At 45.5% G+C, this 26,686-nt stretch carries 27 protein-coding genes and 2 tRNA genes; 21 read left to right on the top strand and 8 right to left on the bottom strand.

Annotation, left to right across the window (positions count from 1 at the left end):
• Nucleotides 1-91 precede the first annotated feature (91 nt).
• Nucleotides 92-1,129, bottom strand: a complete 1,038-nt coding sequence (gene epd, locus R7H07_RS06255; protein WP_017633559.1) for an erythrose-4-phosphate dehydrogenase — start codon at nt 1,127-1,129, stop codon at nt 92-94.
• Between the two features lie 136 nt (nt 1,130-1,265).
• Nucleotides 1,266-3,224 carry a ligand-gated channel protein gene (locus R7H07_RS06250; protein ID WP_017633560.1) on the bottom strand — a complete coding sequence of 653 codons (1,959 nt, stop codon included), beginning with the start codon at nt 3,222-3,224 and terminating at the stop codon, nt 1,266-1,268.
• A gap of 140 nt (nt 3,225-3,364) precedes the next feature.
• Between R7H07_RS06250 and R7H07_RS06245 the strand changes: the two genes are divergently transcribed.
• Entirely contained in the window at nt 3,365-4,258 is an 894-nt protein-coding gene (locus R7H07_RS06245) for a LysR family transcriptional regulator (RefSeq protein ID WP_054701881.1), read from the top strand.
• A 91-nt stretch (nt 4,259-4,349) separates the two neighbouring features.
• On the opposite strand, the gene tkt is transcribed toward R7H07_RS06245, so the two are convergent.
• Nucleotides 4,350-6,344: a transketolase gene (tkt, locus tag R7H07_RS06240; RefSeq protein WP_005381028.1), complete on the bottom strand. Its 1,995-nt coding sequence runs from the start codon at nt 6,342-6,344 to the stop codon at nt 4,350-4,352.
• Nucleotides 6,345-6,659: 315 nt separating this feature from the next.
• Here tkt and metK point away from each other — a divergent pair, with 315 nt between their 5' ends.
• The 8 genes from metK to ruvX all read left to right on the top strand — a co-directional run bounded on the left by metK (nt 6,660) and on the right by ruvX (nt 13,387).
• On the top strand, nt 6,660-7,814 hold the full coding sequence (gene metK, locus R7H07_RS06235; RefSeq protein WP_005381027.1) for a methionine adenosyltransferase: 1,155 nt from the start codon (nt 6,660-6,662) through the stop codon (nt 7,812-7,814).
• Between the two features lie 402 nt (nt 7,815-8,216).
• Complete coding sequence (locus R7H07_RS06230) at nt 8,217-9,014, top strand: DUF2189 domain-containing protein (protein ID WP_005381026.1); 798 nt, start codon at nt 8,217-8,219, stop codon at nt 9,012-9,014.
• Nucleotides 9,015-9,081: 67 nt separating this feature from the next.
• The gene (locus R7H07_RS06225; RefSeq protein ID WP_054577166.1) at nt 9,082-9,579 is read left to right on the top strand and encodes a SprT family zinc-dependent metalloprotease; all 498 of its coding nucleotides are present in this window, start codon (nt 9,082-9,084) and stop codon (nt 9,577-9,579) included.
• Nucleotides 9,580-9,729: 150 nt separating this feature from the next.
• Nucleotides 9,730-10,425, top strand: a complete 696-nt coding sequence (gene endA, locus R7H07_RS06220) for a deoxyribonuclease I (protein ID WP_170897433.1) — start codon at nt 9,730-9,732, stop codon at nt 10,423-10,425.
• Nucleotides 10,426-10,538: 113 nt separating this feature from the next.
• On the top strand, nt 10,539-11,270 hold the full coding sequence (rsmE, locus tag R7H07_RS06215; protein WP_017821890.1) for a 16S rRNA (uracil(1498)-N(3))-methyltransferase: 732 nt from the start codon (nt 10,539-10,541) through the stop codon (nt 11,268-11,270).
• 13 nt (nt 11,271-11,283) lie between these two features.
• Nucleotides 11,284-12,234, top strand: coding sequence for a glutathione synthase (gshB, locus tag R7H07_RS06210; protein WP_170897432.1), 951 nt, complete (start codon nt 11,284-11,286; stop codon nt 12,232-12,234).
• Between the two features lie 128 nt (nt 12,235-12,362).
• Nucleotides 12,363-12,926, top strand: coding sequence for a YqgE/AlgH family protein (locus tag R7H07_RS06205; RefSeq protein WP_170897470.1), 564 nt, complete (start codon nt 12,363-12,365; stop codon nt 12,924-12,926).
• Nucleotides 12,927-12,961: 35 nt separating this feature from the next.
• Nucleotides 12,962-13,387 (top strand): Holliday junction resolvase RuvX, encoded by a 426-nt coding sequence (ruvX, locus tag R7H07_RS06200; RefSeq protein ID WP_005381017.1) that lies wholly within the window; start codon nt 12,962-12,964, stop codon nt 13,385-13,387.
• Nucleotides 13,388-13,448: 61 nt separating this feature from the next.
• Here ruvX and R7H07_RS06195 read toward each other — a convergent pair whose 3' ends face one another.
• The gene (locus R7H07_RS06195) at nt 13,449-14,555 is read right to left on the bottom strand and encodes a PilT/PilU family type 4a pilus ATPase (RefSeq protein ID WP_005381016.1); all 1,107 of its coding nucleotides are present in this window, start codon (nt 14,553-14,555) and stop codon (nt 13,449-13,451) included.
• 30 nt (nt 14,556-14,585) lie between these two features.
• Nucleotides 14,586-15,626 carry a type IV pilus twitching motility protein PilT gene (locus R7H07_RS06190; RefSeq protein WP_170897431.1) on the bottom strand — a complete coding sequence of 347 codons (1,041 nt, stop codon included), beginning with the start codon at nt 15,624-15,626 and terminating at the stop codon, nt 14,586-14,588.
• 28 nt (nt 15,627-15,654) lie between these two features.
• Here R7H07_RS06190 and R7H07_RS06185 point away from each other — a divergent pair, with 28 nt between their 5' ends.
• The 7 genes from R7H07_RS06185 to hemW all read left to right on the top strand — a co-directional run bounded on the left by R7H07_RS06185 (nt 15,655) and on the right by hemW (nt 20,712).
• Entirely contained in the window at nt 15,655-16,356 is a 702-nt protein-coding gene (locus tag R7H07_RS06185) for a YggS family pyridoxal phosphate-dependent enzyme (RefSeq protein WP_005384521.1), read from the top strand.
• A gap of 159 nt (nt 16,357-16,515) precedes the next feature.
• Entirely contained in the window at nt 16,516-17,334 is an 819-nt protein-coding gene (gene proC, locus R7H07_RS06180) for a pyrroline-5-carboxylate reductase (RefSeq protein WP_005381013.1), read from the top strand.
• Between the two features lie 52 nt (nt 17,335-17,386).
• Complete coding sequence (locus tag R7H07_RS06175; RefSeq protein ID WP_005381012.1) at nt 17,387-17,944, top strand: YggT family protein; 558 nt, start codon at nt 17,387-17,389, stop codon at nt 17,942-17,944.
• Nucleotides 17,944-18,234, top strand: coding sequence for a DUF167 family protein YggU (gene yggU, locus R7H07_RS06170; protein WP_005381011.1), 291 nt, complete (start codon nt 17,944-17,946; stop codon nt 18,232-18,234). The genes R7H07_RS06175 and yggU overlap by 1 nt, the downstream gene beginning before the upstream one ends.
• Nucleotides 18,235-18,362: 128 nt before the next feature.
• On the top strand, nt 18,363-18,794 hold the full coding sequence (locus R7H07_RS06165; RefSeq protein ID WP_005381010.1) for a DUF4426 domain-containing protein: 432 nt from the start codon (nt 18,363-18,365) through the stop codon (nt 18,792-18,794).
• Nucleotides 18,795-18,912: 118 nt separating this feature from the next.
• Nucleotides 18,913-19,515: an XTP/dITP diphosphatase gene (locus R7H07_RS06160; protein WP_025768828.1), complete on the top strand. Its 603-nt coding sequence runs from the start codon at nt 18,913-18,915 to the stop codon at nt 19,513-19,515.
• A gap of 18 nt (nt 19,516-19,533) precedes the next feature.
• The gene (gene hemW, locus R7H07_RS06155; protein WP_170897430.1) at nt 19,534-20,712 is read left to right on the top strand and encodes a radical SAM family heme chaperone HemW; all 1,179 of its coding nucleotides are present in this window, start codon (nt 19,534-19,536) and stop codon (nt 20,710-20,712) included.
• 89 nt (nt 20,713-20,801) lie between these two features.
• Here hemW and glsB read toward each other — a convergent pair whose 3' ends face one another.
• The 3 genes from glsB to trmB all read right to left on the bottom strand — a co-directional run bounded on the left by glsB (nt 20,802) and on the right by trmB (nt 23,586).
• Nucleotides 20,802-21,722, bottom strand: coding sequence for a glutaminase B (gene glsB, locus R7H07_RS06150; protein ID WP_005381007.1), 921 nt, complete (start codon nt 21,720-21,722; stop codon nt 20,802-20,804).
• Between the two features lie 98 nt (nt 21,723-21,820).
• Complete coding sequence (locus tag R7H07_RS06145; protein ID WP_025768826.1) at nt 21,821-22,849, bottom strand: TRM11 family SAM-dependent methyltransferase; 1,029 nt, start codon at nt 22,847-22,849, stop codon at nt 21,821-21,823.
• 17 nt (nt 22,850-22,866) lie between these two features.
• Entirely contained in the window at nt 22,867-23,586 is a 720-nt protein-coding gene (gene trmB, locus R7H07_RS06140; protein ID WP_005384506.1) for a tRNA (guanosine(46)-N7)-methyltransferase TrmB, read from the bottom strand.
• 203 nt (nt 23,587-23,789) lie between these two features.
• Between trmB and mutY the strand changes: the two genes are divergently transcribed.
• The 5 genes from mutY to R7H07_RS06115 all read left to right on the top strand — a co-directional run bounded on the left by mutY (nt 23,790) and on the right by R7H07_RS06115 (nt 26,686).
• The gene (gene mutY / locus R7H07_RS06135) at nt 23,790-24,866 is read left to right on the top strand and encodes an A/G-specific adenine glycosylase (protein WP_017635575.1); all 1,077 of its coding nucleotides are present in this window, start codon (nt 23,790-23,792) and stop codon (nt 24,864-24,866) included.
• Nucleotides 24,867-24,885: 19 nt separating this feature from the next.
• A complete protein-coding gene (locus R7H07_RS06130; protein ID WP_005381002.1) occupies nt 24,886-25,158 on the top strand; it encodes an oxidative damage protection protein in 273 nt (90 codons plus the stop codon).
• Between the two features lie 77 nt (nt 25,159-25,235).
• Nucleotides 25,236-26,375, top strand: coding sequence for a membrane-bound lytic murein transglycosylase MltC (gene mltC, locus R7H07_RS06125; RefSeq protein WP_005381001.1), 1,140 nt, complete (start codon nt 25,236-25,238; stop codon nt 26,373-26,375).
• 100 nt (nt 26,376-26,475) lie between these two features.
• A tRNA-Phe gene (locus R7H07_RS06120) sits at nt 26,476-26,551 on the top strand.
• A gap of 59 nt (nt 26,552-26,610) precedes the next feature.
• Nucleotides 26,611-26,686 (top strand) — tRNA-Thr (locus tag R7H07_RS06115).

Genomic DNA, 26,686 nt, shown 5'->3' with positions numbered 1-26,686 from the left:
CCTGTTAATTCTTCAAACTGGTTATAGATATGGAGATATTATGGATTTATTTCAAGGCTAGAAATAAAAATTCTCCATCACTTCTTCGTCATTACTGTTCCACTTGCGAAGAAGCTTGCATTGCTAAGGCAGTATCCAGCATCCGGTTAGCAAAGCCCCATTCGTTGTCGCACCAAACGAGCATTTTTACGAGTTGCCCGTTACTCACTCTAGTCTGGCTTCCATCCACAATCGCACTATGGGGGTCGTGGTTAAAGTCGATGGAAACGAGTGGCGATTCAGTATAGTCAACAATGTTACGTAATGTACACTGAGATGCGTTAACAATGGTTTGATTTACGTCATTAACTTTCACATTTGTACTAATTGTGACACTTAAATCCATTGCAGTGACGTTAACCGTTGGAACACGAACAGAAATTGCTTCGAATTTGTTGGAAAATTTCGGGAAGATCCTTTCAATCCCCTTATGCAACTTAGTGTCCACCGGAATAATAGATTGGCTTGCAGCACGGGTACGGCGTAAGTCGTTATGATACGCATCAATTACTTGTTGATCGTTCATGGACGAATGAATTGTGGTAATGGTGCCAGACTCTATGCCGAAGGCTTCGTCTAGTACTTTAATGATGGGAACGATACAGTTGGTGGTGCAAGAGCCATTGGAGACAACACGGTGCTCGTCTTTCAGAGTTTCGTGGTTCACGCCATAGATAATCGTATTATCTAGGTCGTTTGCGCCCGGGTGCGAAAACAGTACTTTCTTCGCGCCTGCTTCTAGATGCGCTTGCCCATCCGCTTGCGAACCAAATACGCCAGTGCAATCCAAGACGATATCAACTTCTAAATCACGCCAAGGAAGTAATTCGATTTCGGAGAGATGGAGAATGCGAATGGAATCATATTCACCGCTGTCATGATGAACATGCAAATGTTCTTGGTCATGGGAAATTTTTTTACCAAAGCGACCATGACTGGTGTCATATTGCAGTAGGTGTGCCATCGCCTCTGGCTGTGCAAGTTCGTTTACCGCCACAACCTTGATCTGCTGGTGTTTTCCGCTTTCATACACCGCTCGCAGAACATTACGACCTATACGTCCAAATCCATTGATCGCAACCTTTAGCATTTATCCTTCGCCCTACCAAAAATTTCGTGTCACAGATACTACCTGATCAGGCTGACAAACGCACCTGTTGAATCAAAGTAAAGCAGGATTAAAAAAAGGTCGAGACTATGCTCGACCTTATTACAACGATAGATAATTAAAATGCGACGTCTAAACCTAACCAGTAGCGACGACCATCTTCAATATATCCGTATTCTTCGTAACTGATTTCCTCGTCCAGCAAGTTATAGATAGCGCCTTTAATACGAGTATTGTCGGTTAACTGGTATGTCACACCGGCGTCCACAAAGGTATAAGCTGGCTCTACGATACTGTTTCTTGATGGGCCAGTAACCGGATCCATTTCTTTACCTCGGTACGTGACTTTCGCCCAGCTCTCTAGATCTGTTGTCGTTTGCCAAGTCACATCCACATTAAACAGATGCTTTGGTAACTGCTGCAGCGGCATGCCTTTGTATTCACCTGTTTTTTGCTCTGAGTCGGTAAATGTGTAGCTCGAGCTGAGGTAAATGGTTTCCGTTAATGGCGATGCTAAGGTCGCTTCAATACCTTGTGTGACCGCTTCGTCCACGTTAATGCGGTACGTTGGATCTGCACCCCATTGGTTTGGTCCATCTGTACAGATGGTATCTGGACAAACAACACGTGTGATCTTGTCTTTGAACTCATTATGGAACGCAGTCAAAGAGACATCTAAACCAGAGTCACCTTGATACAAGACACTGATTTCTTTGTTTAGCGACGTTTCAGGGTCAAGGTCTGGGTTACCGTAGATATTACCGCCGCCACTGACTTGCGCCCAACCAGGAGTAATTTCACGTAATTGCGGAGAACGGAAACCTGTTGCCACACCGCCTTTCACAGTCCAAGACGGGTCAACTCGCCATACACCATAGACACGCGGACTAAAGTGCGCGCCATAGTTTTCGTCATGATCTAGACGGCCGCCAAGCGTAACGCTAAACGGATCAGCAATTCTCCATTCATCTTCAATGAAAACAGCCCACTGCGTATTCGATGTTTCAGTCTTCGATGACGCTTTGTTGGAGGTGAAATCCTCAAGCTCTGCATGAGTAGCGTCCACACCCGTCGTCAACGTATGGTTTCCAATACCAGTCACCAAGCTCGATTTGAACGTGGTGTTGGTGATCGTCATCTCACGAGATTTGTTCTCGCTCTCTTCTCGCTGTAAGTAAGTATCTGAAATTCCCACCGAATCCCAATCACCGTTGTGGCTTACCGTTACGTAATTACGACGATATTCATTCAGTGAATCTTCACACCCACCACGACACCCAGTGGTCGGCACTGAAAGGCCCACATTACCACGACGACTTTGTGCCGAGGTGCCACCTTCTAATTGCACCGAGTGGCGCTCATTAATCTGGTAAGTCAGCTTTGAAGAGATACTCTGCATATCTTTATCTTCATAACCGTATTCGATGTCATCTTCTTCTCTGGTTGTGTACTGACCATATACTTGGAGAGATAAATTTTCAGCCAACGGACCATTAACGAAAAAATTCGCGCTCTGCTCTCCACCTGAGCGGCTATTCTCTTGTATTACCGTGCCCAGTTGAACATTACCCGTCCACTCTAGCGCATCTTTTCGTGTGATGACGTTAATCACACCACCAATCGCATCAGAACCGTAAAGCGTCGACATTGGGCCACGAATAACTTCGATTCGCTCAATCGCTTGAAGAGGAGGTAACCAACCTTGTTCGATACCAGGACCGTCACTATTTGGACGAGTTTCACGCGTGCTTTGACGTTTACCGTCGACCAGTATCAAAGTGTATTTAGAACCCATACCACGGATACTAATGTCGGTGGTATCACCACCACCTGTCACGACGACACCTGGCACACTTTTTAGTGCATCAGTCACATCGCGGTAATAACGAGAGTCCAACTCCTCACGTGAAATCACACTAATACTTGCAGGCGCGTCCGCTTGAGATTGCTCATAACTTGATGCAGTTACAACCACTGTTTCCATTTTAGAAACTGCATCATTGGCAAAAACATGAGGGACACTGACGAAGGCTAAAATACCAGTTGCGGTAATAACTGGCAGTCTAAGAGTAGACATCTACATCTCCATAATTGATAATGATTATTATTTTCGAAAGTGAATTATTCACAAATAGAATGAGATGCATAGTGAGAGTTATGGAACGGTTCTTTCCATTTATGGAACTCGTACATAACGCAGTAAGGAGTAAAAGAAATATGCACGACTTAGCATCAATTAGAGCCTTTGATGCGCTCAATCAGCATAAAAGTTTGACAGCCGCTGCTAAAGCCCTTAATCAGCCAAAATCAACGCTAAGTCGTCGCTTGGCACAATTAGAAGAAGACTTCGGTCAGGCTCTAACCGCCAGACAAGGTAATCGATTAGTTCTGACAAGAGCTGGAGAAATCTTTGCCCACTACAGCCGCCAGATTCTTGAGTTAAGTGAAGAGAGTTATGATGCACTTCAAGGTTTAACGAACCAAGTTTCAGGGCCACTGCATATTGTTTGTCACACTGCCTTAGTTAGAAGCTGGCTCGGCGGCGTACTCAATCGTTTTCTTGCTGATAATCCCGATGTTAGAGTTCAACTTACCAGTGACTTTTCTGAGGCGCATCATGACCCAGATTTGTTCATCTGGCTCGGTGAACGTAAAGAGCTAGACTGGCGAAAAGAAGTGCTGGGGGTATTTCGCTATACGCCTTTTGCCTCTCCAAATTATCTAAAACAACATGGGCCTATACCGCACCCCAAAGAACTTGAAGCACATCCATGGATCGATTTTGGTTCAGTGCAAGAAAATGGATTGATGCTAGCACACCCTCAACACGGTGAGTTCTTTTTAGAGCCCTTTGTTAGTCGCTTATACAGCGACAACATAGCAATGCAAATAGACAGTATCGCGAATGGTCATGGTATTGGACTGCTGCCGACTTGGACAGCATGCGGCTATGAGAAACATCACCCAGGGCGAATCACACCTTGCTTAGAAGGTTGGCTTTCTGAGCCTATTTCCATTAACTGCTATACACCAGCAGGACGACCACCACTGCGCTTATCCGTACTTTTAGACTGCATTCACCAAAGCATTCCACAAGGTTGGAAAAACTGACAAAAATAAAAAGGCCATCATAATGATGGCCTTTCTAACTTTAGCGTTTAACAATCGTCGTTTACGTTCGACTGTTTAGACGGTCCTGCAATTACGCTAGCAATTCTTTTGCTGTGTTCACTACGTTTTCAGTCGTGAAGCCAAACATCTCGAATAGCTGACCAGCAGGTGCAGATTCACCGAATGTTGTCATACCGATGATGCGACCGTCGAAGCCTACGTACTTGTACCAGAAATCCGCAATGCCCGCTTCAATAGCGATACGTGCCGTTACGTCTGATGGCAGTACAGATTCACGGTAAGCAGCGTCTTGTTTGTCGAATGCGTCTGTTGATGGCATTGAAACAACGCGTACTTTCTTGCCTTCTGAAGTTAGTTGCTCAGCGGCTTTCACTGCAAGCTCAACCTCAGAACCTGTTGCGATAAGGATTAGCTCAGGCTTACCTTCGCTATCTTTCAGGATGTAAGCACCTTTCGCGATGTCTGCGACTTGTTCAGCAGTACGCTCTTGTTGCGCTAGGTTTTGACGAGAGAAGATAAGTGCAGTTGGTGCATCTTTACGTTCAATCGCTAGTTTCCATGCAACTGCAGACTCAACTTGGTCACATGGGCGCCATGTGCTCATGTTTGGAGTTACACGTAGAGACGCCATTTGCTCAACAGGTTGGTGAGTTGGGCCATCTTCGCCAAGACCGATCGAATCATGCGTGTAAACTTGGATGTTCTGAATTTTCATCAGCGCAGCCATACGCATTGCGTTACGAGCGTATTCCATGAACATTAGGAATGTTGCGCCGTAAGGAACGAAACCACCGTGCAATGCGATACCGTTGATGATAGCAGTCATACCGAATTCGCGTACACCGTAGTGGATGTAGTTGCCAGAGAAGTCCTCCGTTTCTAGAGACTTAGAACCAGACCACATGGTCAGGTTAGAAGGCGCTAGGTCAGCAGAACCACCCATAAACTCAGGAAGCATTTGACCAAACGCTTCTAGTGCATTTTGCGATGCTTTACGTGATGCAATGTTCGCTGGGTTTGCTTGAAGATCGGCAATGATTTGGTTCGCTTTTTCTTCCCATTGTGCAGGAAGTTCGCCGTTTAGACGACGTTTAAGCTCTGCCGCTTCAGCAGGGTAAGCTGCAGCGTATGCTTCGAATTTTTCATTCCAAGCTGCTTCTTTCGCGGCGCCCGCTTCTTTTGCATCCCACTCAGCGTAAACATCTGCCGGGATCTCAAATGGGCCGTACTCCCAACCTAGGTATTCGCGAGCCGCTTGGATTTCATCGTGACCTAGTGGTGCACCGTGACAGTCGTGCGAACCAGACTTGTTAGGAGAACCGAAACCGATAATTGTTTTGGTACAGATAAGCGTAGGACGTGGGTCCGCTTTTGCTGCTTCAATTGCTGCGTTGATCGCGTCTGAGTCGTGACCATCGACTGCTGGGATTACATGCCAGCCGTACGCTTCAAAACGCTTAGGTGTATCGTCAGAGAACCAACCTTCAACGTGACCGTCGATAGAGATGCCGTTGTCATCCCAGAATGCAATCAGCTTGCCTAGACCAAGAGTACCTGCAAGAGAGCATGCTTCATGCGAGATGCCTTCCATTAGACAGCCGTCACCCATGAACACATACGTAAAGTGGTCAACGATATCGTGACCTTCTTTGTTGAACTGTGCCGCTAGTGCTTTCTCTGCGATCGCCATACCAACAGCGTTAGTGATGCCTTGACCTAGAGGACCCGTTGTTGTCTCGATACCAGGCGCGTAGCCGTACTCTGGGTGACCTGGGGTTTTTGAGTGCAATTGACGGAAGTTTTTCAGATCGTCAATAGATAGCTCGTAACCGCTTAAGTGCAGTAGAGAGTAAATAAGCATTGACCCATGACCGTTTGACAGCACAAAGCGATCGCGGTCGGCCCACTCTGGGTTTGAAGGGTTATGGTTTAGGTGAGAGCGCCAAAGAACTTCAGCGATATCAGCCATACCCATTGGTGCGCCTGGGTGGCCTGAGTTAGCTTGTTGAACACCATCCATGCTTAGAGCACGAATTGCATTGGCAAGATGTTTACGAGACGACATGTCTGCTCCTGAGTACATTAAGCGAAACGAAAAGTAGGTCATAATTCTCTCAAAGCCCTGTTGGGTGTGCAAACGTTTTCCAGTCCAAAACCTCACAAATATTGCACCTTTCGCGCCAAATCGTTCGAAGTTCTTAAAATTATCAATAAATCAGGCAAACGTTTGGTTATAACAAAAACCAAAAAAGAGCTTGTAATTCGAGCAATCAAATTTAGAATAGACGTCTAGATGTAGATACACCTACAAAAATTAGTATTAATTTGCGCTGGAGAGTTTATCATTCCCCAGTTTTAAACCAGATATAGTGGAGCTAACATGGCTAAGCACCTGTTTACTTCTGAGTCAGTATCAGAAGGTCATCCAGATAAAATTGCAGACCAGATTTCTGATGCGGTTCTTGACGCGATTCTAGAGCAAGATCCAAAGGCTCGTGTTGCATGTGAGACTTACGTTAAAACCGGTATGGTAATGGTGGGTGGTGAAATCACGACTTCAGCATGGGTAGACATCGAAGAGTTAACTCGTGAAACCGTTCGTGAAATCGGCTACGTACATTCAGATATGGGCTTTGACGCAGATTCTTGTGCGGTACTAAACACAATCGGTAAACAGTCGCCAGATATCAACCAAGGTGTTGATAAAGCTGACCCTAAAGAACAAGGTGCAGGCGACCAAGGCATCATGTTTGGTTACGCTTGTAACGAAACTGAAGTACTAATGCCAGCGCCAATTACTTACTCTCACCGTCTTGTTCAAAAGCAAGCAGAAGTTCGTAAAAACGGCACACTACCTTGGTTGCGTCCTGATGCAAAATCTCAGGTAACATTCCAATACGATCAAGGTAACATCGTTGGTATCGACGCGGTTGTTCTTTCAACTCAACACTGTGACTCAATCTCAACTTCAGACCTGCGTGAAGCGGTAATGGAAGAGATCATTAAGCCAGTGCTACCTTCTGAGTGGATAAACAAAGAAACAAACTTCTTCATTAACCCAACCGGTCGCTTCGTAATCGGTGGTCCTATGGGTGACTGTGGCCTAACTGGTCGTAAGATCATCGTAGATACCTACGGCGGCGCAGCTCGTCACGGTGGCGGTGCGTTTTCTGGTAAAGATCCATCAAAAGTTGACCGTAGTGCAGCATACGCAGCACGCTACGTAGCGAAAAACATCGTAGCGGCAGGCATGGCTGACCGTTGTGAGATCCAACTTTCTTACGCAATCGGTGTTGCTGATCCAACGTCTATCATGGTGGAAACGTTCGGTACTGAGAAAGTATCTCACGACATCATCATTGAAGCGGTTCGTCAATTCTTCGACCTACGTCCATACGGTCTACAAGAAATGCTTAACCTTCTTCAACCTATCTACAAGAAGACAGCGGCTTACGGTCACTTCGGTCGTGAAGAATTCCCGTGGGAAGCGACAGACAAAGCTGCACTTCTACGCGATTTCGCTGGCATCAAATAATCAAGCCAAGCAAGAATCAATCAAGCCCTCGCCTATGGCGGGGGCTTTTTATTTTCAGCAACTTTTATCCAGCCATTTCGGCTCATACCGCCCTGCCCCACAAAGCAGTCCTGTTTCTCCCTCATTTTTATACCGAATAAATTTTAAGCAATTATTTGTAAATTATCCCATCTCCGCCAATAGTTAAAATATTGTTAACTCCAATTTAAATAGAGACGTCGGATGCTGGCGACTGTGGAAGCAACACTTAAGTAAAGACATGAGTCAGGCATCTTTATGGCCGATACCAAACTAAGCCAATGCTCAGATGTAAACTTGAAAAAGTCGCTTCAAGTTTGACTGAACAAAAACCGCTGTCAGTTGGTATAAGCGGATAATGTGGGAATAAATCAAGGAGGAGTTATGCCTCGAACTGTTAATCCATCGGACTTCCACAACAAACGAAAGGAAGTGCCAGACAACGAATACGCCAGAACCATACCGTGCAATACGGTCAATCTTTCTGCACCTTTTCATTGGCTCGCATTAGGTCTGCATGATTTCGTGCGAATGCCGCTTATTAGTGCTTTCTATGGCATCTGTTTTATGGCTGCTGCGATAGGCATTGTTTTGCTCGTACAGTGGCAAGGCACACACTTAGTCGTCATGCCCAGTTTGATTGTTTACATGTTAATCGGTCCGTTTCTCGCGCTGGGCTTGTATGATGCCAGTTGGGAGAGAGAGCGCGGACACAAAGCAAGCTTGTTCCATTCAATGAAAGCGATCGGTCGTAACTCAACATCTCAATGGGCGTTCGCCGTGTTACTCGCAGTGTGTATGATATTTTGGATGCGCATTGCCGCTCTACTTCATGCACTCTACCCTTCTGTTCAAGGGGCACCTTTAAGTGAGTTCCTACCCTTCCTTGTCATCGGCTCTTTAGTTGGCTTTGTTTTGGCTTGTGTGGTGTTTAGCATTTCAGCCTTTTCTATTCCGCTCATGATGGAGCGTCGCGTAGACATGATGACCGCTGTGTTTACCAGCTTTAATGCCGTGAAATCCAACATTCCAGCAATGATTGTTTGGGCAGCGATCATCTGTGGCGGTATTCTTATCGGCTTTGCGACCTACGGGATCGGAATGTTGTTTACCATGCCAATTCTAGGCTACGGTACATGGCACGCTTACCATGCCACCATCAAGAAAAAACACACACCATAATTAACTGATGCTATGATCTGGCCCTCGCAATGCGGGGGCTTTTTTATTTGATTTATCGAGGTGAATTGTGGATATAGAACTCAGCTATAAAGCCAAGCAAGTGATGGCGGGATGTATCGCGATGGCGGAACAAGCTTTCAAACGTTCTTTCCCGATTCCAACAATCACCTTCGACGTCCGTGGGAAAGCGGCAGGAAAAGCCTACCTTCAATTAAATCAAGTACGCCTAAACCCTGTTTTATTTCGCGAAAACACCCAAGCATTCTTAGATGAAGTCATTCCTCATGAAGTAGCACACCTGATTACTTATCAGGTTTACGGGCGAGTTAGGCCTCACGGTAAAGAATGGAAAGGCGTCATGGAAGCCGTATTTAACGTACCAGCCAAAACCACTCACAGCTTTGAAGTAAAATCCGTTCAAGGTAAAACCTTTGAGTATCGTTGTGGTTGTATGACCTACCCTCTATCGATTCACCGTCATAATAAAGTGCTGCGCAAAGAGGCGACGTACTCTTGTCAAAAATGCCGCCAACCACTTAACTTCACCGGCATTCAATTATCGTAGCCCTTACCTCATAGTGTTAATTGCGTTCCCAAAATAAAGATCGAGTTGATCAAAACCTTCCCTTCGCCAACTATTGTTAACTTACTCATCACTAAAGCTATTTTATGCGTGTTATCATGAATAAAGTCATACTTTATAAAGACTTTTATCATGAAATACTTATTCTCTCTGTTGCTTATCGCGCTTTCTAGCACTGCGATTGCCGCGCCACCGAGCTCATTCTCTGCAGCCAAACGTGAGGCGGTCAAAATTTATCAAGACCACCCAACAAGCTTTTACTGTGGCTGTAACATTCAATGGCAAGGCAAGAAAGGCTTACCCGATTTAGCCTCTTGCGGTTACCAAGTCCGTAAACAAGAAAAACGGGCTGCACGAATCGAATGGGAGCATGTGGTTCCTGCGTGGCAATTTGGCCACCAGCGTCAATGCTGGCAAGATGGCGGACGTAAAAACTGTAAGAAAAAAGACAAAACTTTTCGTTTGATGGAAGCAGACTTGCACAACCTAACTCCTGCTATTGGTGAAGTAAACGGTGACCGTTCGAACTACAACTTCAGCCAATGGAACGGTATGGATGGCGTGAGTTATGGTCGCTGTGAAATGCAAGTGAACTTTAAGCAGCGTAAAGTCATGCCACCAGACCGTGCGCGTGGTTCAATTGCTCGTACCTATCTATACATGAGCAAAGAGTACGGTTTCAAACTGTCGAAGCAGCAAACGCAATTAATGAGTGCTTGGAACAAAACCTATCCTGCCGATAAATGGGAATGTGAGCGTGACGAGCGCATTGCAAAAGTACAGGGCAATCACAACCCATTTGTTCAAGAAGCCTGCCGCGCACTGTAACCTCCGACCTCGAAGCGTTTCAATTACTGATATTGAAACGCTTCTTGCCCCTTGTTTTTTCGGTGCAAAGCATCCATGTTAGGGTTTAAGTTTATTCTCTTGCTGGAAATCTCATGCGTACCCCTCGAATTTATCATCCAGAAACTATTCATCAACTTGGCTCACTTGCTTTAAGTGACGACGCAGCAGGCCATATCGGTCGTGTTTTGCGCATGAAAGAAGGCCAAGACGTTCTCCTTTTTGACGGCAGTGGCGCAGAGTTCCCAGCGGTTATCAGTGAAGTCAGCAAGAAATCAGTTTTGGTTAACATCACCGAGCGTGTAGAAAGCAGTATTGAATCCCCTTTAGATCTGCACCTTGGTCAAGTCATTTCACGTGGCGATAAGATGGAGTTCACCATCCAAAAGTCTGTTGAACTTGGCGTCAATACCATCACTCCTCTGATTTCTGAACGTTGTGGTGTCAAGCTTGACCAAAAGCGTTTTGAGAAAAAACTCGCGCAATGGCAGAAAATCGCCATCAGTGCCTGTGAGCAATGTGGGCGTAATGTCGTGCCCGAAATTCGTCCAATTATGAGCTTGGAAGAGTGGTGTAAAGAAGAGTACGATGGTTTAAAGCTTAACCTTCACCCTCGTGCTAAATACTCAATCAACACTTTGCCAACCCCGGTTGAAAAAGTGCGCCTACTGATCGGTCCTGAAGGCGGTTTATCGTCTGAAGAAATCGAGATGACTCGAGAATACCAATTTGAAGAAACGCTACTCGGCCCTCGCGTTCTGCGCACCGAAACAGCGGCTCTGACAGCAATTACAGCCTTACAAGTTCGTTTCGGCGATCTTGGTTAAACGGAGAAAAATAATGATCAAACTCGGTATCGTAATGGACCCAATCTCGTCCATTAACATCAAAAAAGACTCTAGCTTTGCCATGATGCTTGAAGCGCAACGACGCGGCTATGAAATCCACTACATGGAAATGAATGATCTGCATCTCGATCAAGGCGTTGCCATTGCAGATACTAAAGTGGTGGAACTAAAAGAAGATCCAAACGGTTGGTACGAGTTCAAATCAGAGCAAACTATCGAACTGTCTGAGCTAGACGCGGTGCTAATGCGTAAAGATCCTCCGTTTGATACTGAATACATCTACGCGACGTACATCCTTGAGCGTGCAGAAGAACAAGGTGCACTGATCGTTAACAAGCCTCAAAGCTTACGTGATTGTAACGAAAAGCTGTTTACAGCATGGTTCCCAGAGCTGACACCTACAACGATCGTGACGCGAAAAGCAGAAAAAATTAAAGAATTTCGTGAAAAACATGGTGATGTCATCCTGAAACCGCTTGATGGTATGGGTGGCGCGTCCATCTTCCGTGTGAAAGAAAACGATCCAAACGTCTCTGTGATCATCGAGACATTGACTAACCACGGTCAAAACTACGCAATGGCGCAAACCTTCGTGCCAGACATCAGCAACGGTGACAAACGTATCTTAGTGGTAGATGGCGAACCTATGCCTTACTGTCTAGCACGCATTCCTGCTAAAGGCGAAACGCGCGGCAACCTAGCCGCTGGTGGTACTGGTGAAGCTCGTCCGCTAAGCGAAACCGACCTCAAAATTGCGCAAACCGTTGCTCCGACACTGAAAGAAAAAGGCCTTATCTTTGTTGGCCTTGACGTAATTGGCGACAAGCTAACAGAAATCAACGTCACCAGCCCAACCTGTATTCGCGAAATTGAAGCGGCTTTTGATATCTCAATCACAGGCAAGCTGATGAATGCGATTGAGCGTCGAGTAAAAGGCGAATAACTCAAACTGTATTACAGTTAATAGAGAGCGTAGTACATTAACTTAAGCAAACTCATGCACATACCTAGATGGTAAACTGTATGATGTTTGCTTAAGGGCATTTACGAGAGTTAAGGGTCAATATGAGTATGAATCTCAAAAATCACTTTTTGGTTGCCATGCCTGGGATGAAAGATCCGTACTTTCAAAACAGCGTGATCTACGTTTGTGAGCACAACGAAGACGGCGCTATGGGGCTGATGATCAATGCTCCTGTTGATATCACCGTCGGCAACATGCTCAAGCAGGTGGAAGTTCAGCCAGTACACCCGCGCCTATTTGAAGCCAGTCTAGATAGACCAGTCTACAATGGCGGCCCAATCTCGGAAGATCGTGGTTTTATTTTGCATAAACCCAAAGATTACTACGAGTCCAGCGTCCAAATGACCGACGACCTCGCGGTAACCACTTCGCGAGATATTCTTTCGGTGTTAGGAACAGAAGCAGAACCAAGTGATTACCTAGTGGCACTTGGCTACTCCGGTTGGAGTGCAGGCCAATTAGAAAGTGAGCTGGTCGAAAACTCTTGGCTCACCATTGAAGCGACGCCTGAAATTATCTTTAATACACCAATCAACGAGCGTTGGAAGAAAGCGGTCGAAAAGCTGGGCATCGACCCAAGTCACCTTTCAGCAGACTCTGGACATGCTTAGTCCAAATATACAGTTACATTAGATAGAGACACCTTATGTCACGCACAATTATGGCTTTTGACTTTGGAACCAAAAGCATTGGTAGCGCTATTGGCCAAGAAATTACTGGTACAGCTTCCCCATTAAAAGCCTTTAAAGCCAATGACGGTATTCCAAACTGGGACGATATCGAAAAGCAAATCAAAGAGTGGCAACCAGATTTGCTAGTGGTCGGTTTACCGACCGATCTGCATGGTAAAGACCTTGAGACCATAACCCCTCGTGCACGAAAATTTGCTAAGCGTCTGCAAGGCCGATACGGGTTGCCTGTTGAACTGCATGATGAGCGTTTATCTACTGCAGAAGCTCGTGCGGAGTTGTTCAGCATGGGCGGCTACAAAGCCCTATCGAAAGGTAATGTTGACTGCCAGTCGGCAGTGGTGATTCTAGAAAGCTGGTTTGAAGCCCTTTGGGGTGAGTAAACACTTCAAGCACAATGAAAAAAGGTTGGCTCCTGCCAACCTTTTTTGTTTCTGGATTGGATTAATCCATATCGATCTTAACGTTCGCCAAACTGCCCGTAGAGAATGCTTCACCACGCTGCGTTTTCAACATCAAGCGCAGATCATTTGCCGAGTCGGCACTATGTAGTGCATCCTCTTCGCTGATCTTACCTTGCATCACTAACTTATAGAGAGATTGATCGAACGTCAGCATACCAAACTCATTTGAGCGAGCCATGGTTGACTTCAACTCATGTAAATCTCCGCGACGAATCAAATCCGACACACGTGGGCTATTTAGCAAGATCTCAAATACACCATGACGTCCCTGCCCATTTTTATCTCGGATCAACTGCTGACCAACCACGCCTTTTAGGTTCATCGACAAATCGAACAAGAATTGTTCTTTTTGATCTTTCGGTACCAAGTGAAGAATGCGCTCTAAAGCTTGGTTGGCATTATTGGCGTGCAACGTTGCCATACACAGGTGACCCGTTTCGGCGAAGGTCATCGCGTATTCCATTGTTTCACGGCTACGGATCTCACCAATCAAAATCATATCTGGTGCTTGGCGCAGCGAGTTTTTAAGCGCAACTTCATAGCTTTCCGTATCTAACCCAACTTCACGTTGAGTCACGATACAGCGCTTGTGTTCATGCACGAACTCGATCGGATCTTCGACCGTCAAAATGTGCCCGGTTTTATTGCTGTTTCGATAACCTGTCATCGCCGCCATAGTGGTCGATTTACCCGAACCAGTAGCACCGACCACCAGCACCAAACCACGCTTAGCTATCGCCAAATCTTGCAACACTAACGGTAACTTTAACTGCTCAAAAGTAGGAATATTAGTTTCAATACGACGAATCACTGCGCCTGGTAACTCGCGTTGAAAAAAGGCACTCACACGGAAGCGACCACAATCTCTCACAATGGCAAAATTCGACTCGCGACTTTTACGAAATTCCTGACGCCGATCTGGTTCCATAGCGCTGTCGAGTAATGCAGCCACATCGCTCTCGGTAAGTTTTTCCCCTTGCGGACGCAATTCGCCATCCACACGAAATAGAATTGGCGCTCCAACCGTGATGTAAAGATCCGACGCTTTCAGCGCCAGCATGCCTTCGAGAAATTTATCTAGATCCATCTTCCGTATTCACCATTATCTGTATGAACGTTACGAGAATTGCTGCACTTCTAATCCGATCTTACTATCGACCTCTTCACGAGCAACCATGCCTTGCGCCATTAACTGACGAGCATTTTGCTCCATGGTTTGCATGCCGTGAGCCGCACCTGTTTGAATGATCGAATACATCTGCGCGACTTTGTCTTCGCGGATCAAGTTACGAATCGCAGGCGTTGCCATCATAATTTCATGGCATGCAATACGTCCACCACCATTACGCTTCAGAAGCTTTTGCGCGATAACCGAACGAAGAGACTCAGATAGCATCGAGCGAACCATATCTTTATCACTACCAGGAAACACATCGATAATACGGTCAATGGTTTTTGCCGCCGAGCTGGTGTGCAACGTCCCGAAAACTAAGTGACCCGTTTCTGCCGCCGTTAAGGCAAGGCTGATGGTTTCTTTGTCACGCATCTCACCAACCAGAATAACGTCTGGGTCTTCGCGCAATGCACTACGCAAAGCATTTTGGAAACTATGGGTGTCACGGTGAACTTCACGCTGGTTGATCAAACATTTATTGTTGTTGTGAACAAATTCAATCGGATCTTCAATTGTGAGTACGTGCTTGTTGTGATTACAGTTAATGTAGTCAACAATGGCTGCTAAGGTCGTCGATTTACCTGAACCTGTTGGGCCAGTGACCAGAACTAAGCCTTTTTCAGCGTTCGCAATTTTTTTGAAGATCTCTGGCGCTTCTAGCTCTTCCAGAGTTGGAATGCTACTTGGAATGGTACGGAATACTGCCGCACAACCGCGAGATTGGTTGAAAGCGTTGACACGGAAACGGCCAACGTTATGCAACTCAAAAGAGAAATCGACTTCGAGTTTTTCTTCGAACTCACTGCGTTGGGCATCGTTCATGATTTCGAAAACCAAACGATGCACTTCTTGGTGTGTAAACGCTGGAATGCCTAGTTTTCTCACATCCCCATCAATACGAACCATTGGTGGGACACCTGCAGAAAGATGTAGATCCGAGGCATTATGTTTTACACTAAAATCCAGTAACTCAGTGATATCCATTTAAAATCCTTAAGTCTAAAGTACAGCTATGAGTAGTATTCAACAAAATATTGAACATATCACCTCTCAAATTCGATATGACGAGCAAAAATGTGGTCGAACTCCAGAGTCAGTGCAACTTCTAGCGGTAAGCAAAACTAAACCTGTCGAGGCAATTCTCGAAGCCTACCAAGCGGGACAAACCGCCTTTGGTGAAAACTACGTTCAAGAGGGCGTCAGTAAAGTTCAGCACTTTGCCGAGCATTATCCAGATAATCGAATCGAATGGCACTTCATTGGTCCGATTCAATCCAATAAATCGCGACTTGTTGCTGAACATTTCGATTGGGTTCACACCATCGATCGAACCAAGATTGCTCAACGCCTGAATGATCAGCGGCCAAGCGAACTTAAACCGCTACAAGTTCTGATTCAGGTTAACACCAGTGGTGAGGCATCTAAGTCTGGTGTCACTGAAGCGGAAGTATTCGAGCTGGCGGAGTTGATTTCTCGCCTACCCAACCTCACTTTAAGAGGGTTGATGTCGATTCCTGCCAACGTGTCTGACTACGAATCACAACTCCGTGAATTTCAGAAGTTGGCTACGTTGAAGCAAACACTCGAAGCACAGTTCCCAGAAATCGATACATTATCAATGGGAATGAGTGGTGATATGACCGCTGCAATCGAAGCTGGTAGTACAATGGTTCGTATTGGAACCGCTATTTTCGGCGCACGAGACTACAGCTAAATCAACAAAACGCTCACTCGCGACATAAGTTATGTCGTCAATCGTTAGAGCGTAAATGCGCAATCATCTTACTCGCCAATAGGAGCAGTAAGTAACAGCGGCGCCATTATACACCTGGGCGCACAACAAATTCTAAATATCATGATGGAAATCAGACAAATGGAACATAAAAAAATCGCCTTCATTGGTGCTGGCAACATGGTGAGAGCCATTGTTTCAGGCTTGGTTGCTAACGGATACCCAGCGCAAAACATTACCGCGACAGCTCCTTCAGAGGCTCGCCGCCTTCTGCTAGAACAAGATTTTGGCATCCGTACCACCAGCGATAACATCCAAGCTGCGACCGAGGCGGATGTGGTGGTATTGTCTGTAAAACCGCAAATGATGGCTGATGTCTGTAAACCACTGCAATCGATCGATTTCACTAATAAACTGGTGATTTCTATTGCCGCAGGCATCAACTGTTCACGATTGGATGATATGCTAGCCACCAAATTGAACTTGGTTCGTGTTATGCCAAATACGCCATCACAACTTGGGTTGGGTATGAGTGGGTTATTCGCACCAACTCATGTAACCGAGCACGACAAAGCTTTTGCCGCAGAGTTAATGGAAGCGGTCGGTAAAGTATGTTGGGTTGAGCAAGAGTCTGGCATCAATAATGTGATTGCCGCAGCGGGCAGTGCTCCAGCATACTTCTTCCTGTTTATGGAAGCGATGCAAGCAGAAGCGATTGCGCAAGGCTTTGATAAAGAGACTGCTCGACTATTGGTTCAACAAGCTGCATTGGGCGCGGCCAGTATGGTGGTTAGCAACCCAGAAACTGAGCTATCGACCCTGCGTGAGAACGTGACATCGAAAGGTGGGACAACGGCAGAAGCACTGCGTACATTCAACGAACATCAACTTTCAGATATTGTCGCTAAAGCCATGCAAGCTGCTGTGGCTCGCGCGGAAGAAATGGAAAAACTGTTTTAATTATTTGGATGAACTCCGTTTAGTATCATCCATCACTTGTTAAGGGTACCTTATGAATTCAATGAGTTTTCTCATCTCAACCCTATTTGACCTGTACATCATGGTCGTAATTTTGCGAATTTGGTTGCAAGCTGCGCGCGCAGACTTCTACAACCCATTCTCGCAATTCATAGTAAAAGCGACTCAGCCGGTCATTGGTCCATTGCGCCGCGTTATCCCTTCCGTGGGGAATATTGACCTAGCAACCGTGTTGTTTGCCTACGTGTTGTGTGTGCTTAAATTTGTCGTGCTTATCCTAATAGCTTCGAACGGTTCCGTCTCTTTCAGCGCTGACTTCTTATTCTTGGGCTTATTATCATTAATCAAAGCCGCAGGTGGCCTATTGTTCTGGGTACTATTGATCCGTGCAATTTTGAGCTGGGTAAGCCAAGGCCGCAGCCCTATCGAGTACGTATTCCATCAACTGACCGAGCCAATGTGCGCTCCAATCCGTCGTATTCTTCCGGCTATTGGTGGTCTTGATTTAAGCGTACTGGTGTTATTTATCGGCTTGCAGTTCGCGAACTTCTTAATGGGCGATATCATTGGTCCAATTTGGTTCCAGCTATAATGTCAGCTGCAGTTTGGCAAGATGGTGAGGACATCATCCTGAAGCTCTATATTCAACCTAAAGCTAGCCGCGATAAAATCGTTGGCTTGCATGGTGAAGAGCTAAAAATCGCCATTACTGCTCCACCTGTCGATGGCAAAGCTAATGCACACCTAACTAAGTTCTTAGCCAAGCAGTTTAAAATCGCTAAGGGCTTGGTTCACATAGAAAAAGGTGAATTAGGACGGCACAAACAAATTCGGATAGAATCGCCTACCCAGATACCGACAGAAATTAAAGCCATCATATGATGGCTTTTTATTTACGATTTTGTACCACACTTACTAATACCAACGACTGAGTACGCATTTTTTACCCCCTGACCAAGGTAAAATTGCAGCTATGGTTGTTTTATAACAAGTGCTTTGAGGAAGTAACAATGAGCAAATGGATTACCGCATTACTGATTAGCCTGTTGTCGTTACCAAGCTTCGCCGATCAGTTTAAAAATATGAAAGATATCGAAGTACACTATGTCGCGTTTAACTCAACATTCCTAACACCCAAAGTCGCACGTAGCTACGATATCAAACGTAATGGATACCTCGCTGTGGTTAATATTAGCGTGTTAGATAGAGCTTCATTGGGTAAGCCAGCATTAGAAGCAAAAATTGCTGGACGCGCGAAGAACCTTATCGGCCAAACTCAGACCTTGACCTTTCGTGAAGTCAAAGAAGGCAATGCGATATACTATTTAGCCGAACTACCAATTACCCACGAAGAAACTTTTACTTTCGATATTGACGTAAAAGCTGGAAACAAAGGCTCAGGTAAGCTTAAATTCACCCAGAAGTTTTATGTTGAAGAGTAATTGGGTTGTGATGTTCCAAAAGCTTTTGGATCTAAGCAGGCTAAAAACCACTTATTAGTTAAAGAATATCTAGAGGAGAACGATTTGTTCTCCTCTATCACTATTAAAAGAGATTCCCATGAAAAAAATTGTGCTAGCAACTGGTAACCAAGGCAAAGTTCGTGAAATGGCAGATTTGTTGTCTGACTTCGGCTTTGAAGTATTAGCGCAAAGTGAATTCAATGTATCGGAAGTGCCTGAAACGGGTACAACTTTCATTGAAAACGCAATCATTAAAGCTCGCCATGCCGCACAAGAAACAGGGCTTCCTGCCATTGCAGACGACTCTGGATTAGAAGTCGATTTCTTAAAAGGCGCTCCGGGCATTTACTCTGCACGTTACGCAGGCGAGAGCGCATCTGATCAAGAGAATCTAGAAAAATTGCTAGCGGCAATGGAAGGCGTACCAGAAGCAGAGCGTACAGCACGTTTCCACTGTGTATTAGTCCTCATGCGTCACGAGAACGACCCAACGCCTATCGTCTGTCACGGTAAATGGGAAGGCCGAATTCTAACTGAAGCACACGGTGAAAATGGCTTTGGCTACGACCCAATCTTCTTTGTTCCTGAAGACAACTGTGCGTCAGCCGAACTTGAACCTGCACGTAAGAAACAACTGTCTCACCGCGGTAAAGCGCTCAAGTCGTTGTTTGCTCAACTGTCTGAGCAAGTGTCTCAGTAATCACGAGCGAATTAGACCATGTTAACGCCCCCAGCACTCAGCTTGTATGTACACATCCCTTGGTGTGTGCAAAAGTGCCCGTATTGCGACTTTAACTCTCACGCGCTCAAAACCGAGATTCCAGAAGAAGAGTACATCAGTGCCCTTTTAGAAGATTTGGATACCGACATTGAGAAATACCGACTTAACGAAGCGCCACGTCCACTGTATTCAATCTTCATTGGTGGTGGTACGCCGAGTTTGATTTCGGCAGAAGGCATCGAGCGTCTACTTAAGGGCATTGAAGCGCGTATTCCGTTCAAGCCTGAAATCGAAATAACCATGGAAGCGAACCCAGGCACCATCGAAGCAGAGCGTTTTGTTGGCTACCGTAAAGCCGGGGTAACGCGTATCTCTATCGGCGTGCAAAGCTTTGAGCAACAAAAGCTTGAGCGTTTGGGGCGTATTCACGGCCAAGACGAAGCCGTCAACGCTGCTCAGCTGGCGCACCAAATCGGTTTGAACAGCTTTAACCTCGATCTCATGCACGGCTTACCTGATCAAAGCATCGAACAAGCCTTGGCAGATTTGGACAAAGCGATTGAGTTGGCACCGCCGCACTTGTCTTGGTATCAGCTGACCATCGAACCAAACACCATGTTCTACTACAAGCCACCAACGCTACCTGACGATGATGACTTGTGGGATATTTTCGAGCTCGGACACCAAAAACTTGCAGCCGCGGGTTATGTGCAATATGAAATCTCCGGTTACAGTAAGCCGGGCTATCAGTGTCAGCACAACCTCAACTACTGGCGCTTTGGTGATTACCTTGGTATCGGTTGTGGCTCTCATGGCAAACTCAGTTTTACCGACGGACGTATTATTCGAACGACAAAGGTAAAACACCCGCGAGGCTATTTAGCGGCTTATCAAAATATGGTCAAACCTTATCTGCATACGGAACATGTCGTCGCGGATGAAGATCGTCCATTCGAGTTCTTTATGAACCGATTCCGCTTAATTGAAGCCTGTCCGAAGCAAGATTACGTGGACACCACGGGCTTACCGCTCAGTACGATTCAAGAAACCATCAACTGGGCGATAGAAATGGGCTACCTGAGTGAAACGCCTACCCACTGGCAAATTACTGAAAAAGGGAAGCTCTTCCTTAATGATTTGCTCGAAGCCTTTATGGCCGAAGAAAGCGAAGAGTAACGCAACCCCAAAACAAAAAAGCCTCTCAATTGAGAGGCTTTTTATTTAGAAACAGTACCACCCTAAATAAGGTTGACACATTTCCAACCTTAGAAAATTGAACGGCCAATTCGCTCTGAGAGCAGCTCAAGCGCCTTAGTACCAGCAAGCGAGTTACCTGAAGGATCAAGCTCTGGAGACCATACTGAAATGGTCATTTCACCAGGTACTACCGCGATAATGCCACCACCAACACCAGACTTACCAGGCATTCCAACGCGATAAGCAAACTCGCCCGCGCCATCATACAAGCCACACGTTGCTAACAGTGCATTAAGTTGTTTGGTTTGCACAGGAGAAACTACAGGCTTACCCGTTTGTACCGATGTGCCCTTGTTTGCTAAATAGCTAAACGTTTTAGCCAAATCGACGCAACTCATCTTCAGCGCACAAGCGTGGAAGTAGTTTTGTAGTACTGGAATCACTTCATTTTCGAAGTTGCCAAACGAACGCATGAGATATGCAATCGCCGCATTACGATCACCATGCATCATTTCGGATGCCGCAACGACTTTGTCATACACAATATGGGTATCACCAGAAAGCTGACGCACAAACTCCAACAGGCGCTGACGAGGCGCAGATAAGCGAGTTTGTAACAAATCCGCCACTACTATCGCTCCAGCATTTATAAATGGATTACGAGGAATACCTTGCTCCATTTCTAGCTGGATTAGCGAATTAAATGCCTGCCCCGAAGGCTCTTTTCCCACTCGAGACCAAATTTCTTCTTGCTTGTACAAGCACATCGCTAACGTCAAGCTCAATGCTTTTGAAATAGATTGGATAGAGAAAGGTTCATCGGCATCACCCGCCTTAATAACCTCACCTTCGTTGGTGTATACCGCAATACCTAACTTGTTGCTGGGTACTTTTGCCAGAGCAGGAATGTAATCAGCCACTTTACCTTGGCCGATTAAAGGGCGTACTTCCGCCAAAATATCTGTCAAAATTTCCACTGTCGGTTTCATTCTCTACCTTCTATTTACAAGAGAACTCGTTGAGCTCAGAGGTAAAAAAAGCCAACGTGTCGTTGGCTTTTCCATAGGGTTCGTTCGACTCAAGTCGATTATGGTTTTACTGCCACAATAATATTGCGGTTGATAGATTGATCAACACGGTGAAGATAACCGATGTAAGGCTCTTCTGAAAGTACCTTCCAACCTTGCTCTTCAAATAATGCCGCGACATCTTTCCATTTCAATGTGAATTCATTGAAAGACAACACCACTGAACCTTGCTTTTTCAATACCACTTTCCATGCAGGCAGAGCCTCTTTTAAAAGCTCTAGTGGACTACGGTTCAGTTTGCTGTCCTTGGCATTTTTGCTGCCGTGCTGCACGCCGTAAGGCAAGTCAGACACCATCACATCAACTGAGTTCTTTTTCACGACTTGATCAGCGATACGAGTATCAGCCGAATACAGCTTCATAAACTGAAGATTGCCTTGGTTGTAATCTTCTTTATTTGCTGCAGTTTCAACCACGAAACCATCCGCCACTTTCTTGCCACCCGCAGTGCGCTTTTCTTTGCTCACTTTGTGCTTAAAGCGGCCATTCTTCATGAACTTAACAATAAAGGTCTGGATCTCTTGCACCCACTTGGCGTTGATCTCAACCCCTACCACGTTCAAACCGTGGATCAAGCCTTCAAATAAGGTTGTACCTTTACCACACATTGGATCCATTAAGGTCAGTTGTTCACTTCCCGTATTGGACGCACTAATGCCGATATTCACCATCAAACGGGTAAACTGTTCGTTTGTTTTCCCGGTGTAGCGCAAAATCTGGCTCATACTTTCCGGGAAAGTGTTAAATACGGGCGCTTGAACTGGTCGAAGTAAACCATCTTCGCGCACTTCAAATAGCGCATAGTAAATCGAAGAGGCTGCGATTCTTCGCGCCTGCTCATCGGTTAGCGCTTCCTGACAAGAAAACACCAACGCAGCAGGTAAGCCAACGTCTTTACTACCAATTTCTGTCACATCCACGCCTTGTGAAGCTAAAATTGCTTTTAGCTCAGAACAGGCAATGGTCATTGCGCTATCAAAGTAAATTCGGTTATGACCCGGATTCGCTAATATCGCGTAATGGTACATCCCATGAACTCCTCTGGTTACGCAATACGCTTATATTTGATATCCCAAACACCGTGACCAAGACGGTGACCACGAGCTTCAAACTTCGTTAGCGGGCGATCGTCTGGACGAGGAACGAAATCACCATCTTTAGCAATGTTTTCGAAACCTGGCGCTTGGTTCATCACTTCAATCATGTGCTCTGCGTAGTTTTCCCAGTCGGTCGCCATGTGGAAAATACCTTCATTAGGGATAAGCTTCTCACGCACCATTTCCGCAAAACCTAATTGAACAATACGACGCTTGTGGTGACGCTTCTTATGCCAAGGGTCTGGGAAGAACAATTGCAGTGTCGATAAGCTGCCATTTGGGATCATGTGTTCGAATACTTCTACCGCATCGTGACACATTACACGCAGGTTAGTAATTCCCGCTTCGCGAGCATCGGCAAGACAAGCACCAACGCCTGGGCTATGAACTTCGATACCGATGAAGTTTTTCTCTGGCGCGTTCTTTGCCATTTCAACCAATGAAGCACCCATACCAAAACCGATCTCAAGCACTACTGGGTTATCGTTGCCAAACACCTCTTTCCAATCGAGAAGTTCAGCTTTGAAGTCAATACCCATCGTAGGCCAGCATTCATTCATCGCGCTCTCTTGACCTTTAGTCAAACGCCCTTCACGGCGTACAAAGCTGCGGATTTTGCGGATCAGCTTTCCGTCTTCGTTGTATTCGTTAGTGGTTACTTCACTCATTGATTTTGCCTGCACATTGATTAATCAAAGCGGGGATTATCCAAAGAATTTACTTAGGTGCAAGTATTTGTTGAGCTCTTGGTCTATGGCAACCCAAAAGCAACGAAACACCTCTTTATATCCCTACTGTTTATCCGTTGTACTTCTTGCCCATTATGTGGTGCAATTTTGCACCTAACCAATAATAGAATACAGAGCAAGTCGTGACACCTTTCGCCAGTGCCATCCTAGAATGGTATGACGCATATGGAAGAAAAGATCTTCCGTGGCAACAAAATAAGACCGCATACAGTGTCTGGTTGTCTGAAATTATGCTTCAGCAAACTCAGGTCACTACGGTTATTCCGTATTACCAACGTTTCTTGGAGCGCTTTCCAACCGTAATCGATCTTGCCAATGCTGAGCAAGATGAAGTCCTACACCTTTGGACTGGCTTAGGGTATTACGCCCGAGCCCGTAACCTTCACAAAGCAGCACAAGAGGTCGCCTCTACATACAATGGTGAGTTTCCTCTTGATATAGAGAAAATGAACGCCCTACCGGGGATTGGTCGCTCTACTGCTGCCGCCATTTTATCGTCTGTGTATAAACAACCACACGCGATTCTTGATGGTAACGTGAAGCGCACCCTATCCCGCTGTTTCGCAGTTGCAGGATGGCCAGGACAAAAAAAGGTTGAAAACCAGCTGTGGGAAATTGCCGAAACGCATACCCCACAAACGGATGTAGATAAGTATAACCAGGCAATGATGGACATGGGCGCAATGGTCTGCACTCGCAGCAAACCCAAATGTAGCCTCTGCCCTGTTGCTGACCTGTGTGTGGCAAAACAACAAGGTAATGTGCTCGACTACCCGGGCAAAAAACCGAAGAAAGATAAACCAATCAAGCAAACTCGTTTCGTGATGCTTCACCACAACACCGAAAATGGTCATGAGGTGTGGTTGGAGCAAAGACCACAAACAGGCATTTGGGGTGGCTTATTCTGCTTCCCACAAACCGAACATGTGGATGCAGAAAGCGACATTGAATTGCTACTGGATCAACGCGGCATTCAAGCCAGCAATATCAAACAGAAGCAAACACTGATTACCTTTCGTCATACATTCAGCCATTACCACCTAGATATCACGCCAATTTTGATTGATTTATCAAAGCAACCGGACGTGATAATGGAAGGCAACAAAGGTCTTTGGTATAACTTATCTAAACCTGAAGAAGTCGGTTTAGCCGCGCCAGTAAAACTATTGCTGGAAACGCTACCCCACGAACTTCGTTAATTGAATACAAGGAGTCATTATGAGCCGCACTGTATTTTGTGCTCGACTAAAGAAAGAAGGCGAAGGTCTAGACTTTCAACTTTACCCTGGTGAACTAGGTAAACGCATTTTCGACAACATCTCGAAAGAAGCGTGGGCTCAGTGGCAACACAAACAAACCATGTTGATCAACGAGAAGAAACTCAACATGATGGATCCAGAACACCGCAAACTGATCGAAACAGAAATGGTAAATTTCCTCTTTGAAGGAAAAGACGTTCATATCGAAGGTTACACACCTCCGAGCGAATAAAGTCGCTTGAGTTAAACAATGACATCACAACCATTTGTGGTGTCATTTTTCTATTACCTTCAATAACTCTGATACTTATGAAAAAAATTGTCTTTATTGCTGCCGCACTTTTAATGGCAGGCTGTAGCCGTGAATTCGTCGAAAAGATTTATGACGTCAACTACGAGCCAACAAACCGTTTTGCCAATAACTTAGCTGAGCTACCAGGACAATTTGAAAAAGATACTGCGGCGCTAGATGCCTTAATCAATAGCTTTTCAGGCAATATTCAAAAGCGCTGGGGTAAAAAAGAAATCAAGTACGCTGGCAAGAGTAATTACGTTAAGTACATCGATAACTACCTTAGCCGCGCCGAGGTCGACTTTCGCAAAGGCGTGATCACGATAGAGACTGTATCACCGACCGAGCCCCAAAAACACCTAAAAGACGCGATTGTCACCACCTTGTTAACACCAGACGATCCCGCGCACGTCGACTTGTTCTCCTCTAAAGGTATCACGTTAGAGGGGCAACCATTCCTGTATAAACAAGTTGTCGACCAAGACAATAAGCCAATTCAATGGTCTTGGCGGGCAAACCGATTTGCGGAATACCTCATCGCAAATAAAATAAAAACCAAAAATGTAGATTTCAAGAAAGCGTATTATGTCGAAATTCCCATGGTTGAAGACCACTTTTCAACACGCAGCTACCAATACGCTGATATCGTGCGTCGAGCTTCCAAGAAATACGACATTCCAGAAGACTTGATATACGCCATTATTAAAACCGAGAGCAGTTTCAACCCATACGCGGTAAGTTGGGCAAATGCATATGGCCTAATGCAAGTTGTACCTAAAACCGCGGGACGAGATGTGTTCAAACTCGTGAAAAAGCGCTCAGGCCAACCAAGCCCTGAATATTTGTTTAATCCAGAAAACAACATAGATACTGGTACTGCGTATTTCTATATCTTAAAAAATCGTTATTTAAGAGAAGTCCGCCACCCTACCTCTCTCGAGTACAGCATGATTTCAGCTTACAATGGCGGTACTGGAGGAGTTTTAAACACATTTCATCGCAGTGATCGCAAACGCGCAATGCAAGATCTTAATTCATTGCAACCCAACCAAGTTTATTGGGCGTTAACCAAGAAACACCCGAACGCAGAAGCGCGTCGCTACCTAGAAAAAGTTACAAATTTCAAAAAGGAATTTAACTCGAAGCAAACTTTGTAGTGATAGTTGAATAAAAAGCGTTCGAACAACCACTTTTTTGAAATTATTTAAAAAAAGTGGTTGACGCAACGCGGGAAAATCCGTTTAATAGCGCTCCGTTGCCCGGATAGCTCAGTCGGTAGAGCAGAGGATTGAAAATCCTCGTGTCGGTGGTTCGATTCCGCCTCCGGGCACCACAATTTGATTTGTTGGTGTCTTAACGAAATGTTATAACACGGACAAAAGAATAAAGTGTGCCGACTTAGCTCAGTAGGTAGAGCAACTGACTTGTAATCAGTAGGTCACCAGTTCGATTCCGGTAGTCGGCACCA

Origin of the sequence: Vibrio sp. Vb1127 (assembly GCF_033338735.1) — a bacterium.
In the GTDB taxonomy this organism is placed as follows: Bacteria; Pseudomonadota; Gammaproteobacteria; order Enterobacterales; family Vibrionaceae; genus Vibrio; species Vibrio alginolyticus.
Note: the sequence above shows the minus strand (reverse complement) of the source record. Positions and strands in the feature narration are given on the sequence as shown.